This is a genomic window from Ramlibacter sp. (assembly GCF_050250995.1).
Taxonomy (GTDB): Bacteria; Pseudomonadota; Gammaproteobacteria; order Burkholderiales; family Burkholderiaceae_C; genus Ramlibacter.
On the sequence record NZ_JBFWNP010000002.1, the window covers coordinates 156,364 to 172,924 of the forward strand.

Below are 16,561 nucleotides of genomic sequence, written 5' to 3' on the forward strand. Positions count from 1 at the left end.
CCGCGGGGGACGCCCTCAGCGGCGCGCCAGCCCTTTCGCGTGCGCAGCCAACCCGGTGATGCCCTCCCAGTTCCCCGACGCCACCGCCTCCGGTGGGGTCAGCCAGGAGCCGCCCACGCACGCCACGTTGGCCAAAGCAAGATAGTCCGGCGCGTTCGATGCATTCACGCCCCCGGTGGGACAGAAGCGAACGTCGCCGAACGGCCCCTGCCAGGCCTTGAGCATCGCGACGCCGCCCGACTGCTGCGCGGGGAAGAACTTGAGCTCGGTGTAGCCATCCTCCTGCGCCGCGAGGATCTCGCTGCCGGTCGCCACGCCGGGCAGCAGCGGCAGGCCGATGTCCCGGCACGCCTGGCCGATGCGCGCCGTGTAGCCAGGGCTCACGGCGAAGCGCGCGCCGGCACGCAGCGACGCCTTCGCATCTTCGGCGCTGCGCACCGTGCCCGCGCCGACCACGGCGTCCGGCACCTCGCGCGCGATGGCTTCGATGCATCGCAGCGCAACGGGTGTTCGCAGCGTGACTTCGAGCATGCGGATGCCGCCGGCCACCAGCGCGCGCGCGAGCGGCACGGCGTGCGCGACATCGTCGAGAACGATGACGGGAATCACCGCCGCATCGCGCATCACGTCCAGCGCGGTCAGGGTCACAGCCATGTGCAGGCCCCCTCTTCCGCCGCGAGCGCGTTGCGGCGCATGCCGGCGAAAAGCGCGCGGCCCATGCCGTGGCGGTTCGCCTCCCTGCGCTCCTCGGACAGCACGGCCGCTTCGCGCGCGGCCCATTCGGCATCCGGCACGATCGCCTGCAGCGTGCCCGCCACCGCGTCGACCCGCACGAGGTCGCCGTCGCGCAGCTTCGCGAGCGGACCGCCCGCGGCCGCTTCGGGCGACACATGGATCGCCGCGGGCACCTTGCCCGACGCGCCGCTCATGCGCCCGTCGGTGACGAGCGCGACGTTGAATCCCTTGCCCTGCAGCACCGCGAGCGGCGGCGTGAGCTTGTGCAGCTCCGGCATGCCGTTGGCCTGCGGACCTTGCCAGCGCACGACGCACACGACGTCGCGATCGAGCTCGCCGGCCTTGAACGCGAGCTGCAAATCCTCCTGGCTGTCGAAGACGCGCGCGGGCGCCTCGATCACATGCCGGTCCTCGGGCACGGCGGAGACTTTGATGACGCTGCGCCCCAGGTTGCCCGTGAGGAGCCTGAGGCCGCCCGTGGGCGAGAAGGGATGCGACGCGGGGCGCACCACGGATTCGTCGCGCGAGGCGCCGATGTCGTTCCAGCGCAGTCCTCCTTCCGACAGCGACGCAGCCGGCATGCGCGTGTACTCGCGCAGCCCGCCCTCGCGCACCGTCAGCACGTCGGCATGCATCAACCCCGAATCGAGCAGTTCGCGGATCACGTAGCCCGGCCCGCCCGCATCCTGGAACTGGTTCACGTCGGCCTGCCCGTTCGGGTACACGCGCGACAGCAGCGGCACCACGGCGGAGAGCTCGGAGAAATCGTTCCAGTCGATCGTGAGGCCCGCCGCGCGCGCGACGGCCACCCAGTGGATCAGGTGGTTCGTCGAGCCGCCGGTCGCGAGCAGCGCCACCATCGCGTTGACGATGCAGCGCTCGTCGACGAGGCGGCCGATGGGCGCGAACCGCCTCGCCTTCAGGTTGCCAAGCGCCGTTCGCACCGCTTCCCGCGTGAGTTCTTCCCGCAGCCCGTCCTGCGGCTGGACGAAGGCCGAGCCGGGCACGTGCAGCCCCATCGCCTCCATCAGCATCTGGTTGCTGTTGGCCGTGCCGTAGAAGGTGCAGGTGCCTTGCGTGTGATAGGCGCGCGTCTCGGCCTCGAGGAGTTCGGCGCGGCCGACGAGCCCCTGCGCCGCCAGCTCGCGCACCTTCGCCTTTTCACCGTTGGAAAGGCCGCTCGGCATGGGGCCGCCCGGCACGAAGACCGTCGGCAGATGGCCGAAGTGCAGCGCGCCGATGAGGAGGCCGGGCACGATCTTGTCGCAGATGCCGAGCATGAGCGCCGCGTCGAACATGTCGTGGCTGAGCGCGACCGCCGTGCCCATCGCGATGACGTCGCGGGAGAACAGGCTGAGCTCCATCCCGGCCGTGCCCTGCGTCACGCCGTCGCACATCGCCGGCACGCCGCCCGCCACCTGCGCCGTCGCGCCGTGCTTGCGCGCCTCGTCCTTGATGACGGCCGGGTAGCCCGCGAAGGGCGCGTGCGCCGACAGCATGTCGTTGTACGCGGAGACGATGGCGATGTTGGGCGCGCGCTCGGCCACCACGCGCAGCCTGTCGTTCGCGGGAATGCCGGCGAAGGCGTGCGCCACGTTGGCGCATCCCATGCGGTCGGCGCCGCGTTCCTGCGCGGCGGCGGCGTCGACGCGGCGGAGGTAGGCCTCGCGTTCCGGCGCGCTGCGCTCGCGGATGCGCGCCGTGACGGCTTCGAGTCGGGGATGCGTTTTCATGCGTCGCTGCACAGGCATGTGGGCTTCATTCGATTCCATGCTAATGCCAATCCGGCCGCGGCGGTGTGACGCGCCGGTTACCGGTAGAGTTGCGATCCATGCATTCCCACGCGCCGAGTCCGCCCCGCGATGCGCAGGCCATGCTCGACCAGGTCATCCGTGCATGGGGCGGACACGACGACCTGTGGGTGTTCGGCTATGGCTCGCTGATCTGGAAGCCGGAGTTCGAGTACGCGGAGCGGCGCCCCGCCCTTGTGCATGGCTGGCACCGGGCGCTGAAGATGTGGAGCCGCATCAACCGCGGCACGCCCGAGCGGCCGGGGCTCGTCTTCGGCATGCTGTCCGGCGGCAGCTGCCGGGGCATGGTGTTCCGCATTCCGCGGGAACAGGGCCGCGAGACGCTCGTGCGGCTCTGGGCGCGCGAGATGAAGCTGGCGGTGTACGACCCCAAATGGCTGGCCTGCCACACGGCCCAGGGGCCGGTGACGGCGCTCGCCTTCACCCTGTCCCGGCGCAGCCCGAGCCACACGGGCGTGCTGACCGAGGCGCAATACCGCGCGATCTTCCGTGACGCGACGGGCATCTACGGCACGACGCTCGACTACGCCGACCGCACGCTGGAGGAGCTGAAGCGCCACGACATCCGCGACCGGCATCTGGAGCGGCTGCTCAGGATGATCCGGCGCTGAGCTTCGTTCGCACGGCCTGCAGGTCGGCGAGCGTGTCGATGTCCGTGACGATGCCGGGGTCGTCGATTTCGATCGTCGTCGTGGCGCCGCGGGCCGCCCACGCCTTGACGACCGGTGCGGCGCCGAGTGGACCGTTCAACGCGCGCAATGCCTCGCCGCATTCCCTTGCGAAGCCCACCGGGTGGCCCCGCACGCCACGATGCGTCGGCAACACGACGGCGCTCGCCTTCAGCGCCTCGGCCACGATGCGCAAGGACTGCGGATGCACGAGCGGCAGGTCGCCGGGCAGGATCAACCACCCGGCCGCGTCCCTCGTCGCTTCGACGCCCGCCGCGATGGAGTCCCCCATGCCCGGATGACCCGCGTCCTCCACGTGCCATGGCAGGCCGCTGCGGCGCACCGCGTCGAGCGTGCGGTCCAGCACCGTGCGGCCGCCGATCTCGGCCTGCAGCTTCGAGCCCTGGCCGCCCGAGGCGATGAATCGCTCGCCACGTCCCGAGGCGAGCACGACGACCATGGGCGAGTCCGGTATTGGCATGCGGAAAATGTAAGAGAGAATTCGGCATGAGCACCACTGCCTCCCGAATCGCCGACCTTCGCAAGAGCTACGAGCGCGCAGAGCTCGACGAGTCGGCATCCGACGCCGACCCGCTGAAACAGTTCGACCGCTGGCTGACCGAAGCCATATCGGGCGAGATCCCGGAGCCGAGCGCGATGACGCTCGCCACGGTCGGCAGCGACCTGCGCCCGAGCACGCGCGTGGTCCTGCTCAAGGGCTACGACGAGCACGGCCTGCGCTGGTACACCAATTACGAAAGCCGCAAGGGCCAGCAGCTCGCGGGCAACCCGTATGCCGCGCTGCAGTTTCATTGGGTCGAGCTGGAGCGCGTGGTGCGCATCGAAGGCCGCGTGGAGAAGACGAGCGCGGAGGACAGCGACGCCTACTACGCCACGCGCCCGCTGCTTTCGCGCATCGGCGCCTGGGCGAGCCCGCAGAGCCAGCCGATCGCCGGCCGTGCCGTGCTGGTCGCGAGTGCCGCCAAGTACAGCGCGCAGTTCCCGCTCAATCCGCCGCGCCCGCCGCACTGGGGCGGCTACAGGCTCGTGCCGGACCGGTGGGAGTTCTGGCAGGGCCGCAGGAGCCGGCTGCATGACCGGCTGATGTATTCGGCCAGCGGCGATGCATGGGAGCGCCAGCGCCTGGCGCCTTGACGCTTGACGGTGGGAGAGTCTCGCGTTAGTATTTACATCAGTAATAACGCGCGCAGATGTACACCCTCAAACTCACGCAGGTTGGCAATTCGGTCGGGGCTGTTTTCCCGAAGGAGTTGCTTGCGCGCCTCGACCTTCAAAAAGGCGACGAGCTGTATGTCACCGAGTCGCCCGATGGCGTCCGCATCACCAAGACGAACCCCGAGTTCGAGGAGCAGATGCGCGCGGCCAAGGCCGTCATGAAGAAACGCCGTGCAGTTCTCCGTGAACTCGCCAAGTGACGCGCTGGACCTGGTTGCTGCCTGAAGTCGTAGAGGCCATTCACGAAGCGCAACTCGCGGAACACGGAGGCGGCATGGGCGTTCGCGATCCGGGTCTGCTCGCATCGGCGCTGGCGCGCCCGGAGAACGTCGCCGCGTACGGCCATCCGGACGCAGCGGCCCTTGCGGCCGCGTATGGCTATGGAATCTCCCGCAATCACCCCTTCATCGACGGCAACAAGCGCACAGCGTTCGTCGCGATCGAATTGTTTCTCACGCTGAACGGCTACGACCTGGAAATCGACGACGCCCAGTGCGTACTCACGATATTGCAAGTGGCCGCGGGCGAAATCACCGAAGACGAACTCGCCGCCTGGATCCGCGACCACCTCGCGAAGCGCTGAGCCCTACTTCACCGCGACCGCATCCGTCACGCGGTAATACAACCCGTACGGGTCGTCGTTCAGCACGGCGAAGGTGCCCTCCACGATCACGGGGTCCATCGTGTAGCGCACCGGCGTCTTCGTGCGCACCTCGACCATGCTCTCGGGTCCGCCCGGGGTGCAGAAGCCGCAGGTGAGCGGCACCGAGCTCAGCAGGAAGTGCGTCTGCCGCTCGCCTGGCTCCAGCGGCATCATGAAGCCCTGCACGCGCTGCTTGCGCTTGTCCAGGGCAAGCAGGTCCTTCGTGTAGACCGGCACGATCTTGTTCTTCTCGTTCTTCGTGGTGACCGCCGTGAGCGTCGACCACTGGACCACGTCGTTACGCTGCGGCAGGGGCGCGAACGGGCTGTTGGGGCTGTGGACGCCCGCGCCCGAGCCCTGCGGCACGGGGGGCGACAGCTGCGCCCACGACGCGAACGCCAGGGTGGAGGCGAGCAAGGCGGCGGCGATCTTCATGGGTCGTACTCCTTCGGTTCAGTGCTCGTGCTTCATTCCGCAGTATTTTCCGATGCCCAGGCCCTTGCAGGCGCCTTGCAACTGCTTCTGGCACTGCTCGGGCTTCTGGCCCGTCTCCAGGCACTTCGCGGCCTGCTCGTGCGCGGCGGCCATGGCGCGGTGGCGCTCCACGTCCTTCTTGATCGCGGCCGCGTCGTGCTTGTCCGCGGCCAACGCGGCCAGCGGCGCGAACAGCATCAGGACAAGGATTCTCTTCATCGCATCACCTCGAATTCAACAGATGGGCCACATCGGTGCGGTAGGCGCTCGCCGCCGGGATCAGCGCGGCGGCGGCGGCCACGGCCATCGCCAGCGCGGGGATCCAGGTTTCTTCGGGCAGCCAGTGCCAGCCCGAGATCGGCAGCGACCCTTGCGCTTGCAGCAGCGAGCCTACCAAGGAAGTGAGCGCGTGTCCGGCCAGCAGGCCCAGGATCGACGCGAGAACGGCGAGCCACAGCGCCTCGCACAACAGCAGCGCCGCCACCTTGGCCGGCGTCGCGCCCAGCATGCGCAGCATGGCGAGGTCGGCGCGGCGTTCGCGCACTGCATTCCACAACGCCACGAAGACCGACAGGGCCGCGCTCAGCAGCAGCACCGCGCCGATGCCTTGCAAGACCTCGCTGCCCACGCCGAGCATGCGCAGCAGGCGCGTGATCTCGATGGCCGGCGCGGCGGCCTGCATTTCGGTCTGGGTGTTCACGTAGCGCGGGAAGGTCACGGCGGCGAGCGGCGTGCGGTACGAAATCAGCGCGACGGTGATCTCGCGCGCTTCCTCGAGCGCCTTGCGATCGTCCTCGTCCATCGCCATCTCCTTCTCATGGACCTGCCACACGGATTCGGTGGAGGTGACGATGAGGCGGTCGACCACGCAGCCGCAAGGCGCGAGCACGCCCGAAATCCGGTAGGGATGGTTTCCGTGCGCATCGCCCATGCCGCCCAGGCCGTGGTTGCCGACGAAGGCGTCGCCGGCCTTGAAGCCGAGCGTGCGCGCGACGTCCGCGCCGACCACCGCCTCCATCGTCTTCGTCCACTCGCTGCCGGAGGCCACGCGCATCCTGTAGTGCCGCAGGTACTCGGGCGTGGTGCCGACGATGCGGAAGCCGCGGAAGGCATCGCCCAGGCTGAGCGGAATGAGCTTCCTCACGGCCGGCGATTTCTCGAGCTCGCGCACGTCGGAGAGCGCGATGTTCCCCGCCGGCACGTCGATGTGGAAGACGCCCGAGAGGATCAGCTGCATCGGGCTGCCCTTGGCGCCGACCACGACGTCGATGCCGGCGAGGTCGCGCTCGAACGCGCGGCCGACCTGCTCGCCCACCAGCACCACGAAGGTGATCGAGGCGAGGCCGAGCGTGAGCAGCAGCAGGTTGAGCAGCGCGGCGAGCGGGCGCGACCAGAGGTAGCGGAAGGCGAGCGCGACGGTCTTCACGAAGCGGCCTCCGCCGTTGCGCCGAGACGGAGCACGGCCGCGTCCGCCATCGCATCGCGCACCCGCGCATCGTGCGTGGCGATCACGAGGGTGGCGCCGCACTCGCTGGCCGCGTCGCGCAGGAGCGCGAGCGCGGCCGCGGCCGCTTCATCGTCGAGGCTCGCCGTGGGTTCGTCGGCGAGCAGCACCTGCGGCCGCATGAGGATGCTGCGGGCGAGCGCGACGCGCTGCGCCTGGCCGCCGGAGAGTTGGGAGGGCTTGCGGTGCGCGAGTTCGGCCACGCCGAGCGCGCCCAGCGCATCGCGGACCCGACTTGCATCGTGCGGCAGCCCCGCCGCGTAGAAGCACAGGCCGAGATTGCCTTCGACGTCGAGCGCTTCGCTCAGGTGCAGCTTCTGCGGCAGGAAACCGATGGCGCGCGAGCGCCATGCGTCGCGGCGTGCGGCGCCGAGGCCGATGAGGTTCTGGTTGGCGACGACCAGTTCGCTCGCCCCGTCGGGGGAGCCCTGGATTCCCGCTTCCGCGGGATTGACGGCCGCGGGGGTCAGCAGGCCCGCGACGAGCGCGAGCCACGTCGACTTCCCCGACCCGGATCGTCCCTGCAGCAGCAAGTCCCCGCCCGCCGCCACGTCGACGTCGGGAAATGCAAGGGCGGGGCCGCGCGGATACCGGTAGCGAAGACCTCGCGTGCGAATCATTCAGCCGCGCGCCAGCGCCTTGAACGTCTTGCGGAATTTCTCGACCTTCGGCGCGGCGACCGCCATGCAGTAGCCCTGGTAGGGGTTCTTCTCGAAGAAATCCTGGTGGTATTCCTCGGCCGGCCAGTAGTTGTCGAGCGCCTTCACCTCGGTCACCACGGGCCGCGAATAGAACTTGCCCTCGTTCAGCTCGCGCACGATCGCCTCGGCCGCCTGCTTCTGCTCTTCGTTCGTGTAGTAGATGCCGCTGCGGTACTGCGTGCCGATGTCGTTGCCCTGGCGGTTCAACTGCGTGGGATCGTGGACGACGAAGAAAATCTCGAGGATCTGCCGGGTCGAGATCTGCGCCGGGTCATAGGCGAGCTTCACCACCTCGTTGTGGCCGGTGGTGCCGGTGCAGACCTGCTCGTACGAGGGCCGCTGCACGCCCCCATTGCTGTACCCCGACTCGACGTCGACGATGCCCTTCACTTCCTTGAACACGGCCTCGGTACACCAGAAGCAGCCGCCGCCCAGCACAATGGATTGTTGATCGCTCATGACACAAACCTCCTGACCCGCGACTGTAGCCCCTGGGTTGACGGTCGAGCTGCACGAGACTACATTACTAACCAGTCAGTCAGTAATAAAGATGACATCGCTCACGAAGGTCAAGGCAGCACATGCGGACGAGGCTCCGGCGAAGCGCGGGCGCCGCAAGGAAGCGCGCCCGGGCGAACTGCTCGACGCCGCGCTCGACCTGTTCGTCGAAAAGGGCTTCGCGGCCACGCGCGCCGAGGAAGTCGCAGCGCGCGCCGGCGTGTCGAAAGGCACCCTCTTCCTGTATTTCCCGTCGAAGGAAGAACTCTTCAAGGCCGTGATCCGCGAGAACCTCTCGGGCCGCTTCAAGGAATGGAACGAGGAGTTCGACCTGTTCCAGGGCTCGACGGTGGACATGGTGCGCTACTGCATGAAGGTCTGGTGGGAGCGCATCGGCGCCACGAAGGCCTCGGGCATCACCAAGCTCATCATCTCCGAGGCGCGCAACTTCCCCGACATCGCGGCCTTCTACCAGCAGGAGGTGATCCGCCCCGGCAACGACCTCATCCGCCGCATGCTCGAACGCGGCGTGGCGCGCGGCGAGTTCCGCGACCTCGACATCGACTACGCGGTCTACAGCGTGATCGCGCCGATGATCTTCCTCATCATGATGAAGCACTCGCTCGCGCCCTGCGCGCCGCAGGACTACGCCCTGGACCCCGAGCGCTACCTGCAGTCGCAGATCGACACGCTGCTGCACGGCTTCTGCCCAGGGAAGGTTTCGCGATGAAGCGTTCGTCGAAGTGGGTCCTCGGACTCGCCGCCCTCGCGCTGCTCGGCGCCGGCGCCTGGCAGGGCGTGGCGTCGCAAAAGGCGAAGCGCGCCACCGCCGCGGAAGCGGCCGCGCGCAAGACCGAAGCCGTGATCGAGCTCGCCGCGACCGACGTGGTGAAGGCCGAGCCGCGCGAGATCGTGCGCGGACTGCCGATCTCCGGCTCGCTCAAGGCGGTGAACTCGGCGCTCGTCAAGGCGCGCGTCGCGGGCGAGCTGCAGGGGCTGACCGTGCGCGAGGGCGACACCGTGAAGGCGGGGCAGCTGATCGCGCGCGTGGACCCCGCCGAAACGCAGTCGCGCCTGAAGCAGGCGCAGGAGCAGGCCGACTCCGCGCGGGCGCAGATCGAGATCGCGCAGCGCCAGTGGGCCAACAACAAGGCGCTCGTCGACCAGGGCTTCATCTCGAAGACCGCGCTCGACACCTCGTGGAACAACTTGGTGGCGGCCGAGGCCAACCACAAGGCGTCGCTCGCCAACGTGGACGTGGCGCGCAAGGCGCTCGACGACACGGCCCTGCGCGCGCCCATCGGCGGCGTGGTGGCGCAGCGCCTGGCGCAGCCGGGCGAGCGCGTCGGCGTGGATGCGCGGGTGATCGAGATCGTCGATCTCGCGCGGCTCGAGGTCGAAGCCACGCTCACCGCGGCCGACTCGATGGAAGTGGCGGTGGGTCAGGCCGCCGTGCTGCAGATCGAGGGCCGCACGCGCCCCGTGGCCGCGCGCGTGGTGCGAATCAACCCGAGCGCGCAGGCGGGCAGCCGCAGCGTGCTCGCCTACCTCGCCGTCGAAGACGGCGCCGGCTTGCGCCAGGGCCTCTTCGCGCAAGGCACGCTCGCGACCGGCAAGGTGTCGGCGCTCGCCGTGCCGCTGGCGGCCGTGCGCACCGACCGGCCCGCGCCCTACGTGCAGGTCGTCGAGGACAACAAGGTCGCGCACAAGTCCGTGCAGCCGGGCGCGCGCGGCGATTCGGCGAAGGAAACCTGGATTGCCGTCGACGGCCTGGCCCCCGGCGCCACCGTGATCAAGGGGCACGTGGGCCCGCTTCGCGAAGGGACGACCGTGAAGTTCACCCGCCCGCCCAGCCCGTGACGGCGATCGCGCACCGCCCCGGCCGAGCCTGACCATGTGGTTCACCCGCGTCAGCCTGCGCAACCCCGTGTTCGCCACGATGGTGATGCTCGCCATCGTCGTGCTCGGCCTCTTTTCCTACCAGCGGCTGAAGGTCGACCAGTTCCCCAACATCGACCTGCCGGTGGTCGTCGTGACGGCGGAGTATCCGGGCGCGTCGCCCGAAGTCGTGGAGTCGGAGGTCACCAAGAAGATCGAGGAGGCCGTCAACTCGATCTCGGGCATCAGCGCGCTCACCTCGCGCAGCTACGAGAGCCAGTCGGTCGTCATCCTCGAATTCCAGCTGCACGTCGACGGCCGCAAGGCCGCCGACGACGTGCGCGAGAAGGTCGCGGCAGTTCGCCCGCTGCTGCGCACCGAGGTGAAGGAGCCGCGCGTGATGCGCTTCGACCCGACGAGCCGGCCGGTGTGGTGGCTCGCGGTGCTGCCCGATGCGACGAGCGGCCGCGCGATGTCGCCGGTGGAGCTCACCAACTGGGCCGACCAGACGCTGAAGAAGCGGCTGGAGAACGTGCGCGGCGTCGGCTCCGTGCGGCTCGTCGGCGGGACGCGGCGCGAGATCAACATCTACCTGCAACCCGCCGCGATGGAGGCGCTCGGGATCACCGCCGACCAGGTGGTCGCGGCCGTGCGCAACGAGAACCAGGACCTTCCGCTCGGCGCGATCCGCTCGCTCGCGCAGGAGCGCGTGGTGCAGATCGATGCGCGCATGCAGCGGCCGGAGGACTTCGCCCGGATCATCGTCGCACGCAAGGGATCGGGCGGCGCCGGTCAAGCCGGCGCGGGCGCGCCCATCCGAGTCGAACAGATCGCCCGCGTTTCCGACGGCGCGCAGGAACTCGACAGCCTCGCGCTGCACAACGGCCAGCGCACGCTGCTGCTCACCGTGCAGAAGGCGCAGGACGAGAACACCATCGGCGTCGTCGACGGCCTGCGCGCGACGATCGAGGAGATGAAGGCGCAACTGCCGCCGGGCGTGAAGCTGGAGCCCGTCGCCGACACGTCGCGGCCGATCCGCGTGGCCGTGGCGAACGTGCAGCGGACCCTCCTCGAGGGCGCGGCGCTCACCGTCCTGATCGTCTTCCTCTTCCTCAACTCGTGGCGCTCGACCGTGATCACGGGCCTCACGCTGCCCATCGCGCTGATCGGCACCTTCCTCTTCATGTACGCCTTCGGCTTCACGATCAACATGATCACGCTGATGGCGCTGTCGCTGTGCGTGGGCCTGCTGATCGACGACGCCATCGTCGTGCGCGAGAACATCGTGCGGCACGTGCAGATGGGCAAGACGCCGTACCAGGCCTCGCTCGACGGCACGCAGGAGATCGGCCTCGCGGTGCTCGCGACCACCTTCTCGATCGTCGCCGTGTTCCTGCCCATCGGATTCATGGGCGGCATCATCGGGAAATTCTTCCACGAGTTCGGCGTGACCATCGTCGCCGCGGTGCTCATCTCGATGTTCGTGAGCTTCACGCTCGACCCCATGCTCTCGTCGGTCTGGCACGACCCCGAGATCGACGCGCACGGCAAGCCGCGCGAGCGCAGGACGCTCTACGACAAGACCATCGGCCGCGTGACCGGCGCGTTCGACGCCATGACCGAACGCCTGGTCGAGGGCTACCAGGCGCTCTTGCGCTGGTCGCTCGCGCACAAGCTCGCCACCGTGCTCGGCGCCGTCGCCATCTTCTTCACCAGCGTGTTCATGGTGCCGCTGCTCGGCACCGAGTTCGTCCCCAAGGCGGACTATTCGGAAACCTACGTCAACTTCTACACCCCCGTCGGCTCGTCGCTGGAACTCACCGAAGCCAAGGCGAAGCAGGTCGAGACCATCGTGCGGCAGTACCCCGAGGTACGCTACACGGTCGCCACCGTCAACACCGACAACCTGCCGGGAAAGATCTACGCCTCGGTCTATGTGCGCATGGTCGACCGCAAGGACCGCGCGCGCAGCGTCGACGACATGGCTGGCGTCCTGCGCGAACGCCTGCGGCAGGTGCCGGGCATCACGGTCACGCACGTCGGCCTGCTCGATTCGGTCGGCGGCAACAAGCCCATCGAGTTCTCGCTCACGGGGCCGGACCTCGGCGAGCTCGAACGGCTGGCCCGCCTCGCGATGGACAAGATCCGTCCCATCGACGGCCTGGTCGACATGGACTCGAGCGTCAAGCCCCCCAAGCCGGTGATCGGGGTCGAAGTGAAGCGCGACGCCGCATCCGACCTCGGCCTGAGCGTCGCGCAGATCGGCGCCTCGCTGCGCACCCTGGTGGCGGGCCAGACCGTGGGCAACTGGCGCGCCCCCGACGACCAGACCTACGACGTCAACGTGCGCCTCGCGCCCGAGGCGCGGGTGTCGCCGCAGGACCTGGAGCGCCTGCCCTTCGCGGTGGGCACGAATGCCGACGGCAGCCCGCGCGTCGTGCGCCTGAGCCAGGTGGCGGCGGTGAAGGAGTCGACCGGGCCGAACCAGATCAACCGGCGCGACCTGACGCGCGAGGTGTCGATCAACGCCAACACCTACGGCCGCGCGGCCGGCGACGTGTCCGCCGACATCCGCGCGCAGCTCGACACCCTCCGCTTCCCGCCCGGCTACCGCTACCAGTTCGGCGGCTCCACCAAGAACATGCAGGAGTCGTTCGGCTACGCGGTGTCCGCGCTCGCGATGGCGGTGATCTTCATCTACATGATCCTCGCCAGCCAGTTCAAGAGCTTCCTGCAACCGCTCGCGCTCATGACCTCGCTGCCGCTCACGCTGATCGGCGTGGTGCTGGCGCTCATGGCGTTCCGCTCGACCGTGTCGATGTTCTCGGTGATCGGCGTCGTCATGCTGATGGGCCTGGTCACCAAGAACGCGATCCTGCTGGTCGACTTCGCGATCCGCATGCGCGAGCAGGGCATGGAGCGCTCGGCCGCGCTGCTGCACGCCGCGAAAGTTCGCCTGCGCCCCATCCTCATGACCACGCTGGCCATGATCTTCGGCATGGTGCCGCTCGCCTTCGCGCTGACCGAGGGCTCGGAACAGCGCGCGCCGATGGGCCAGGCCGTGATCGGCGGGGTCATCACCTCGTCGCTGCTCACGCTCGTGGTGGTGCCCGTCGTCTACTGCTGGCTCGACGACCTCGCGCAATGGGCGCGGGGCCGCAAGCGGGTCGCCGGAGGCGGCGCGGGAGCCGAGCCCGTCGCGGCTTCTAGAATCGACGGTTTGTCCTGAAGTTTGTCCTGAAATCGAAGCCGGAACCTCACGCTATGAACGCCCCCCTCGACCTCGAACGCGCCCGCTTCAACATGATCGAGCAGCAGATCCGTCCCTGGGACGTGCTCGAGCTCGACATCCTCGACCTGCTGGGCGCATTGAAGCGCGAGGACTTCGTCCCTCCGGCACACCAGGCGCTCGCCTTCGTCGACATGGAAATTCCCCTGGTGGAGGACGCGGAAGACGCGGCGCGCAACGGCCTGTGCATGCTGCCGCCCCGCGTCGAGGCGCGCCTGTTGCAGGACGCCGCGATCAAGCCTGCCGACAAGGTGCTGGAAGTCGGCGCGGGCTCGGGCTACATGGCCGCCCTGCTCGCCCGCCGCGCCGAGCGCGTCGTGACCCTGGAGCGCCACCCCGAAATGGCGAAGCTGGCACGGGCGAACCTGCAGAAGGCCGGCATCTCCAACGCCGAGGTGCGCGAGGCCGACGGCGCACGCGGCCTGCCCGGCGAAGCGCCGTTCGACGTGATCATGCTCTCGGGCTCGGTGGCCGAGGTGCCCCGTGTCCTGCTCGACCAGCTCAAGCCCGGGGGCCGGCTGGTCGCCATCGTGGGCGACGACCCCGTGATGCGCGCGACTTTCGTGACGCGCGCCGGCGACGGCACGTTCGAGACCCGGCAGCCCTGGGACACCTCGGCGCCGCGCCTCATCGGCTTCCCCGAAGCCTCGCGTTTCCGTTTCTGAAGGCCGAGTCATGATCGATCAGGTCAGCCCCACCGATTTGCCCGCATGGCTCGCGTCCGCCTCGGCCGGCGGCGCCGCGCCCTTCGTGCTCGACGTCCGCGAGCCCTCCGAACTGCGCACGGCCAGCGTGACCCCCGACGGCTTCGAACTCGTCGCCATTCCGATGAACGAGATTCCCGGCCGGCTCGCGCAACTCGATCCCGAGCGGCCCGTGGCCTGCCTGTGCCACCACGGCGGACGCAGCCAGCGCGTGGCCATGTTCCTCGCGCAGCAGGGCTTCGCCCGGGTCGCGAACATCGCCGGCGGCATCGACGCGTGGTCGCTCGAACGCGATCCGTCGGTGCCGCGCTACTGAATCGGCCGCGGTAACGAACACGACGACCACGAAGAATCGAAGGACGAAAACGAATGACTCCCGTGCGGCTTCTCCCCCTCACGCTGGCGCTGGCCACGGCCCTGGGCGCCCCCGCGCACGCGGAAAGCCTCCTGGAGCTCTACGACTCCGCGCGCGCGACCGACGCGACGTGGCAGGCGGCGAAGGCGACCTACGAGGCGAGCATTCCCCGCGCTGCACAGGCGCGCGCCGGCATCCTGCCATCGGCCAACCTGACGGCAAGCCAGTCGCTCACGCACTTCGAGACCAACAATCCGCCGACGAGCCGCACCTTCCCGACGCAGAACGCCGTCGTGTCGGCTTCCCACCCGCTCTATCGGCCGGTGGCTCGCCTGGAGCTCCGGCAAGCCGAGCGGCGGGCAGAGCTGGCGGAGTACCTGCTGACGACATCGGGCCAGGACCTGATCATCCGTGTGAGCCAGGCCTACTTCGACGTGCTGGCGTCGCAGGATACGCTGGCATTCGTTCGCGCTCAGAAGACGGCCGTCGCGGAGCAGTTGGCATCGGCACGGCGCAACTTCGAGGTGGGCACGGCGACGATCACGGACACGCGCGAAGCCCAGGCACGCTACGACCTCGTGCTCGCGCAGGAAATCGAAGCCGAGAACGACCTGCGCGTGAAGCGGCTGCAGCTCGACACCGTGGTCGGCAAGACCGGCGCGCAGCCGAATCCGCTCGGCGTTCCGATCGAACTTCCGGCGCCGCAGCCGGCCAGCCCCGAGGCGTGGGTGTCGCAGGCCGAGGAAGCGCATCCGCTGGTGCTGCAGCGACGCAAGGAAGTCGAGATCGCGCAGATCGAAACCGAGAAGCAGAAGGCTGCCAACAAGCCAACCGTCGATCTCACGGCGTCGCATTCGATCACCCGGTCACCCGACGGGAACGCGACCACCGCGGCAAACATTCGCCCGCGGAGTACGAGCGTGAACGTGTTGTTCGCCATGCCGCTGTTCAACGGCTACCTCACCCAGAATCGCATCCTGGAAGCGCTGGCGCTGGAAGAACGGTCGAGGGCAGACCTGGAAGCCGCACGCCGCACCGTTGCGCAGGCGGTGCGGACCGCCTATTTCGGCATTGTTTCCGGTCAGGGCCGCGTGCGCGCGCTGGAAGCCGCGGAGGCGTCGAGCCAGAGCGCGCTGGAAGCGAACCGCCTGGGCTACCAGGTGGGGGTGCGCATCAACATCGATGTGCTCAACGCGCAGAGCCAGCTGTTCCAGACCAAGCGCGACCTCGCGCGGGCGCGCTACGACGTGCTGCTGGGGCACCTGCGGCTGCGGCAGGCGAACGGGACCCTGTCGCCCGAGGATCTGCAGCGGCTGAATGCGTTGCTGGCGAAGTAGGCGCGTAGCAGGGACGCCCGACGTCGCTTCGTCCGCCTGAATGCGCTGCGACGAAGCGCGGCGCGTCAGGACAGAAGGATCGCGGCCTGCGGAATCTCGGCGACGCCGACGACCCCGACCGGGGCATGCACGGCCGCAATGTCACTCGCGGGCGATTCGGCCGACGCGGTGCGGCCGGGTCCGAACAGCGCCTCGAACAGCATGATGTCCGTTTCCTCGTCATCCCAGCGGTAGGGAGGCGACGGGTCGGGGTACGCCGACGCCTGCGCGCCCTGCCCTCCGCCCAACTGCGCGAGATCGGACGCCAGGGAGCTCTTCAGCCGCGAGGAGGCGGTGCCGTAGGCGGGCATGAGGCCGGGGTCGAGATTGCAGGCGGCATTCACGAGATTCAGGATCACGACCCCTCGCTCGTGCGCGTAGGTATCGAAAAAACCCGCAAGGGTGTGCGCCAAGGACGAGTAAACGCCCGTACCGAGCGCTTCGCTCGTGAATCCCAGGTTGGAAAGGATGCGCGTGGCGAGTTGGTCGGCGGGCGCTTGCATGACGGCGGCGCTGGCGCTCGTGGCGAAGGTGAGGAGGTCCACCGTGGCCGCCTCGGCCAGGAGGTCGGCGTTGCGCGGCGCCTGGCCCTCGAGGGCGCGATGGAAACGCAAGGCGGCAGCTTGCGCGGCGGTGACATGCGTCATGAGAGGGATTCCGTTGCTCCGGGACAATGCGGCGACTATATA

The 16,561-nt window shown here is 68.9% G+C and carries 19 protein-coding genes; 10 read left to right on the plus strand and 9 right to left on the minus strand.

Going from position 1 to position 16,561, the window contains the following annotated elements; translation table 11 throughout:
• Positions 1-15 precede the first annotated feature (15 nt).
• Both AB7E83_RS02595 and edd read right to left on the minus strand, forming a co-directional pair.
• Entirely contained in the window at positions 16-654 is a 639-nt protein-coding gene (locus AB7E83_RS02595) for a bifunctional 4-hydroxy-2-oxoglutarate aldolase/2-dehydro-3-deoxy-phosphogluconate aldolase (RefSeq protein ID WP_428565110.1), read from the minus strand.
• On the minus strand, positions 645-2,468 hold the full coding sequence (gene edd / locus AB7E83_RS02600) for a phosphogluconate dehydratase (protein WP_428565112.1): 1,824 nt from the start codon (positions 2,466-2,468) through the stop codon (positions 645-647). Before edd ends, AB7E83_RS02595 begins: the two co-directional genes overlap by 10 nt.
• A 98-nt stretch (positions 2,469-2,566) precedes the next feature.
• Between edd and AB7E83_RS02605 the strand changes: the two genes are divergently transcribed.
• Positions 2,567-3,157, plus strand: a complete 591-nt coding sequence (locus tag AB7E83_RS02605) for a gamma-glutamylcyclotransferase (RefSeq protein WP_428565114.1) — start codon at positions 2,567-2,569, stop codon at positions 3,155-3,157.
• Here the strand turns inward: AB7E83_RS02605 and AB7E83_RS02610 are convergent.
• Entirely contained in the window at positions 3,138-3,695 is a 558-nt protein-coding gene (locus tag AB7E83_RS02610) for a nucleotidyltransferase family protein (RefSeq protein WP_428565116.1), read from the minus strand. The genes AB7E83_RS02605 and AB7E83_RS02610 overlap by 20 nt on opposite strands.
• 26 nt (positions 3,696-3,721) lie before the next feature.
• Between AB7E83_RS02610 and pdxH the strand changes: the two genes are divergently transcribed.
• The 3 genes from pdxH to AB7E83_RS02625 are packed head-to-tail and all read left to right on the plus strand — an operon-like array spanning position 3,722 to position 5,033.
• Entirely contained in the window at positions 3,722-4,369 is a 648-nt protein-coding gene (gene pdxH / locus AB7E83_RS02615; RefSeq protein WP_428565118.1) for a pyridoxamine 5'-phosphate oxidase, read from the plus strand.
• A gap of 56 nt (positions 4,370-4,425) precedes the next feature.
• Positions 4,426-4,650, plus strand: a complete 225-nt coding sequence (locus AB7E83_RS02620; protein ID WP_428565120.1) for an AbrB/MazE/SpoVT family DNA-binding domain-containing protein — start codon at positions 4,426-4,428, stop codon at positions 4,648-4,650.
• The gene (locus tag AB7E83_RS02625) at positions 4,647-5,033 is read left to right on the plus strand and encodes a type II toxin-antitoxin system death-on-curing family toxin (RefSeq protein ID WP_428565122.1); all 387 of its coding nucleotides are present in this window, start codon (positions 4,647-4,649) and stop codon (positions 5,031-5,033) included. Before AB7E83_RS02620 ends, AB7E83_RS02625 begins: the two co-directional genes overlap by 4 nt.
• A 3-nt stretch (positions 5,034-5,036) precedes the next feature.
• On the opposite strand, the gene AB7E83_RS02630 is transcribed toward AB7E83_RS02625, so the two are convergent.
• Genes AB7E83_RS02630 through msrA form a run of 5 tightly spaced genes read right to left on the minus strand, consistent with a single transcriptional unit; the run spans position 5,037 to position 8,231 of the window.
• A complete protein-coding gene (locus AB7E83_RS02630; protein WP_428565124.1) occupies positions 5,037-5,528 on the minus strand; it encodes a DUF3299 domain-containing protein in 492 nt (163 codons plus the stop codon).
• 18 nt (positions 5,529-5,546) lie between these two features.
• Positions 5,547-5,786, minus strand: a complete 240-nt coding sequence (locus AB7E83_RS02635) for a hypothetical protein (protein ID WP_428565126.1) — start codon at positions 5,784-5,786, stop codon at positions 5,547-5,549.
• A gap of 4 nt (positions 5,787-5,790) precedes the next feature.
• On the minus strand, positions 5,791-6,993 hold the full coding sequence (locus AB7E83_RS02640; protein ID WP_428565128.1) for an ABC transporter permease: 1,203 nt from the start codon (positions 6,991-6,993) through the stop codon (positions 5,791-5,793).
• On the minus strand, positions 6,990-7,691 hold the full coding sequence (locus AB7E83_RS02645; protein WP_428565130.1) for an ATP-binding cassette domain-containing protein: 702 nt from the start codon (positions 7,689-7,691) through the stop codon (positions 6,990-6,992). Before AB7E83_RS02645 ends, AB7E83_RS02640 begins: the two co-directional genes overlap by 4 nt.
• Positions 7,692-8,231, minus strand: a complete 540-nt coding sequence (msrA, locus tag AB7E83_RS02650) for a peptide-methionine (S)-S-oxide reductase MsrA (RefSeq protein WP_428565132.1) — start codon at positions 8,229-8,231, stop codon at positions 7,692-7,694.
• A 91-nt stretch (positions 8,232-8,322) separates the two neighbouring features.
• Here msrA and AB7E83_RS02655 point away from each other — a divergent pair, with 91 nt between their 5' ends.
• The 6 genes from AB7E83_RS02655 to AB7E83_RS02680 are packed head-to-tail and all read left to right on the plus strand — an operon-like array spanning position 8,323 to position 15,833.
• Positions 8,323-9,000 (plus strand): TetR/AcrR family transcriptional regulator, encoded by a 678-nt coding sequence (locus AB7E83_RS02655; protein WP_428565134.1) that lies wholly within the window; start codon positions 8,323-8,325, stop codon positions 8,998-9,000.
• Entirely contained in the window at positions 8,997-10,130 is a 1,134-nt protein-coding gene (locus tag AB7E83_RS02660; RefSeq protein ID WP_428565136.1) for an efflux RND transporter periplasmic adaptor subunit, read from the plus strand. Before AB7E83_RS02655 ends, AB7E83_RS02660 begins: the two co-directional genes overlap by 4 nt.
• Positions 10,131-10,164: 34 nt before the next feature.
• Positions 10,165-13,377, plus strand: coding sequence for an efflux RND transporter permease subunit (locus tag AB7E83_RS02665; protein ID WP_428565138.1), 3,213 nt, complete (start codon positions 10,165-10,167; stop codon positions 13,375-13,377).
• A gap of 35 nt (positions 13,378-13,412) precedes the next feature.
• The gene (locus tag AB7E83_RS02670; protein ID WP_428565140.1) at positions 13,413-14,102 is read left to right on the plus strand and encodes a protein-L-isoaspartate O-methyltransferase family protein; all 690 of its coding nucleotides are present in this window, start codon (positions 13,413-13,415) and stop codon (positions 14,100-14,102) included.
• 10 nt (positions 14,103-14,112) lie between these two features.
• On the plus strand, positions 14,113-14,457 hold the full coding sequence (locus AB7E83_RS02675) for a rhodanese-like domain-containing protein (protein WP_428565142.1): 345 nt from the start codon (positions 14,113-14,115) through the stop codon (positions 14,455-14,457).
• Positions 14,458-14,510: 53 nt separating this feature from the next.
• Positions 14,511-15,833, plus strand: coding sequence for a TolC family outer membrane protein (locus AB7E83_RS02680; protein ID WP_428565144.1), 1,323 nt, complete (start codon positions 14,511-14,513; stop codon positions 15,831-15,833).
• A 65-nt stretch (positions 15,834-15,898) separates the two neighbouring features.
• Here AB7E83_RS02680 and AB7E83_RS02685 read toward each other — a convergent pair whose 3' ends face one another.
• Positions 15,899-16,519 carry a hypothetical protein gene (locus AB7E83_RS02685; RefSeq protein ID WP_428565146.1) on the minus strand — a complete coding sequence of 207 codons (621 nt, stop codon included), beginning with the start codon at positions 16,517-16,519 and terminating at the stop codon, positions 15,899-15,901.
• Positions 16,520-16,561: the final 42 nt, after the last annotated feature.

Coding starts and splice junctions, on each gene's coding strand:
- AB7E83_RS02685 (WP_428565146.1), bottom strand. CDS start 16,519: ATGACGCATGTCACCGCCGCGCAAGCTGCCGCCTTGCGTTTCCATCGC.
- AB7E83_RS02605 (WP_428565114.1), top strand. CDS start 2,567: ATGCATTCCCACGCGCCGAGTCCGCCCCGCGATGCGCAGGCCATGCTC.
- AB7E83_RS02655 (WP_428565134.1), top strand. CDS start 8,323: ATGACATCGCTCACGAAGGTCAAGGCAGCACATGCGGACGAGGCTCCG.
- AB7E83_RS02635 (WP_428565126.1), bottom strand. CDS start 5,786: ATGAAGAGAATCCTTGTCCTGATGCTGTTCGCGCCGCTGGCCGCGTTG.
- AB7E83_RS02645 (WP_428565130.1), bottom strand. CDS start 7,691: ATGATTCGCACGCGAGGTCTTCGCTACCGGTATCCGCGCGGCCCCGCC.
- AB7E83_RS02595 (WP_428565110.1), bottom strand. CDS start 654: ATGGCTGTGACCCTGACCGCGCTGGACGTGATGCGCGATGCGGCGGTG.
- edd (WP_428565112.1), bottom strand. CDS start 2,468: ATGAAAACGCATCCCCGACTCGAAGCCGTCACGGCGCGCATCCGCGAG.
- AB7E83_RS02610 (WP_428565116.1), bottom strand. CDS start 3,695: ATGCCAATACCGGACTCGCCCATGGTCGTCGTGCTCGCCTCGGGACGT.
- AB7E83_RS02665 (WP_428565138.1), top strand. CDS start 10,165: ATGTGGTTCACCCGCGTCAGCCTGCGCAACCCCGTGTTCGCCACGATG.
- AB7E83_RS02675 (WP_428565142.1), top strand. CDS start 14,113: ATGATCGATCAGGTCAGCCCCACCGATTTGCCCGCATGGCTCGCGTCC.
- msrA (WP_428565132.1), bottom strand. CDS start 8,231: ATGAGCGATCAACAATCCATTGTGCTGGGCGGCGGCTGCTTCTGGTGT.
- pdxH (WP_428565118.1), top strand. CDS start 3,722: ATGAGCACCACTGCCTCCCGAATCGCCGACCTTCGCAAGAGCTACGAG.
- AB7E83_RS02680 (WP_428565144.1), top strand. CDS start 14,511: ATGACTCCCGTGCGGCTTCTCCCCCTCACGCTGGCGCTGGCCACGGCC.
- AB7E83_RS02670 (WP_428565140.1), top strand. CDS start 13,413: ATGAACGCCCCCCTCGACCTCGAACGCGCCCGCTTCAACATGATCGAG.
- AB7E83_RS02660 (WP_428565136.1), top strand. CDS start 8,997: ATGAAGCGTTCGTCGAAGTGGGTCCTCGGACTCGCCGCCCTCGCGCTG.
- AB7E83_RS02620 (WP_428565120.1), top strand. CDS start 4,426: ATGTACACCCTCAAACTCACGCAGGTTGGCAATTCGGTCGGGGCTGTT.
- AB7E83_RS02630 (WP_428565124.1), bottom strand. CDS start 5,528: ATGAAGATCGCCGCCGCCTTGCTCGCCTCCACCCTGGCGTTCGCGTCG.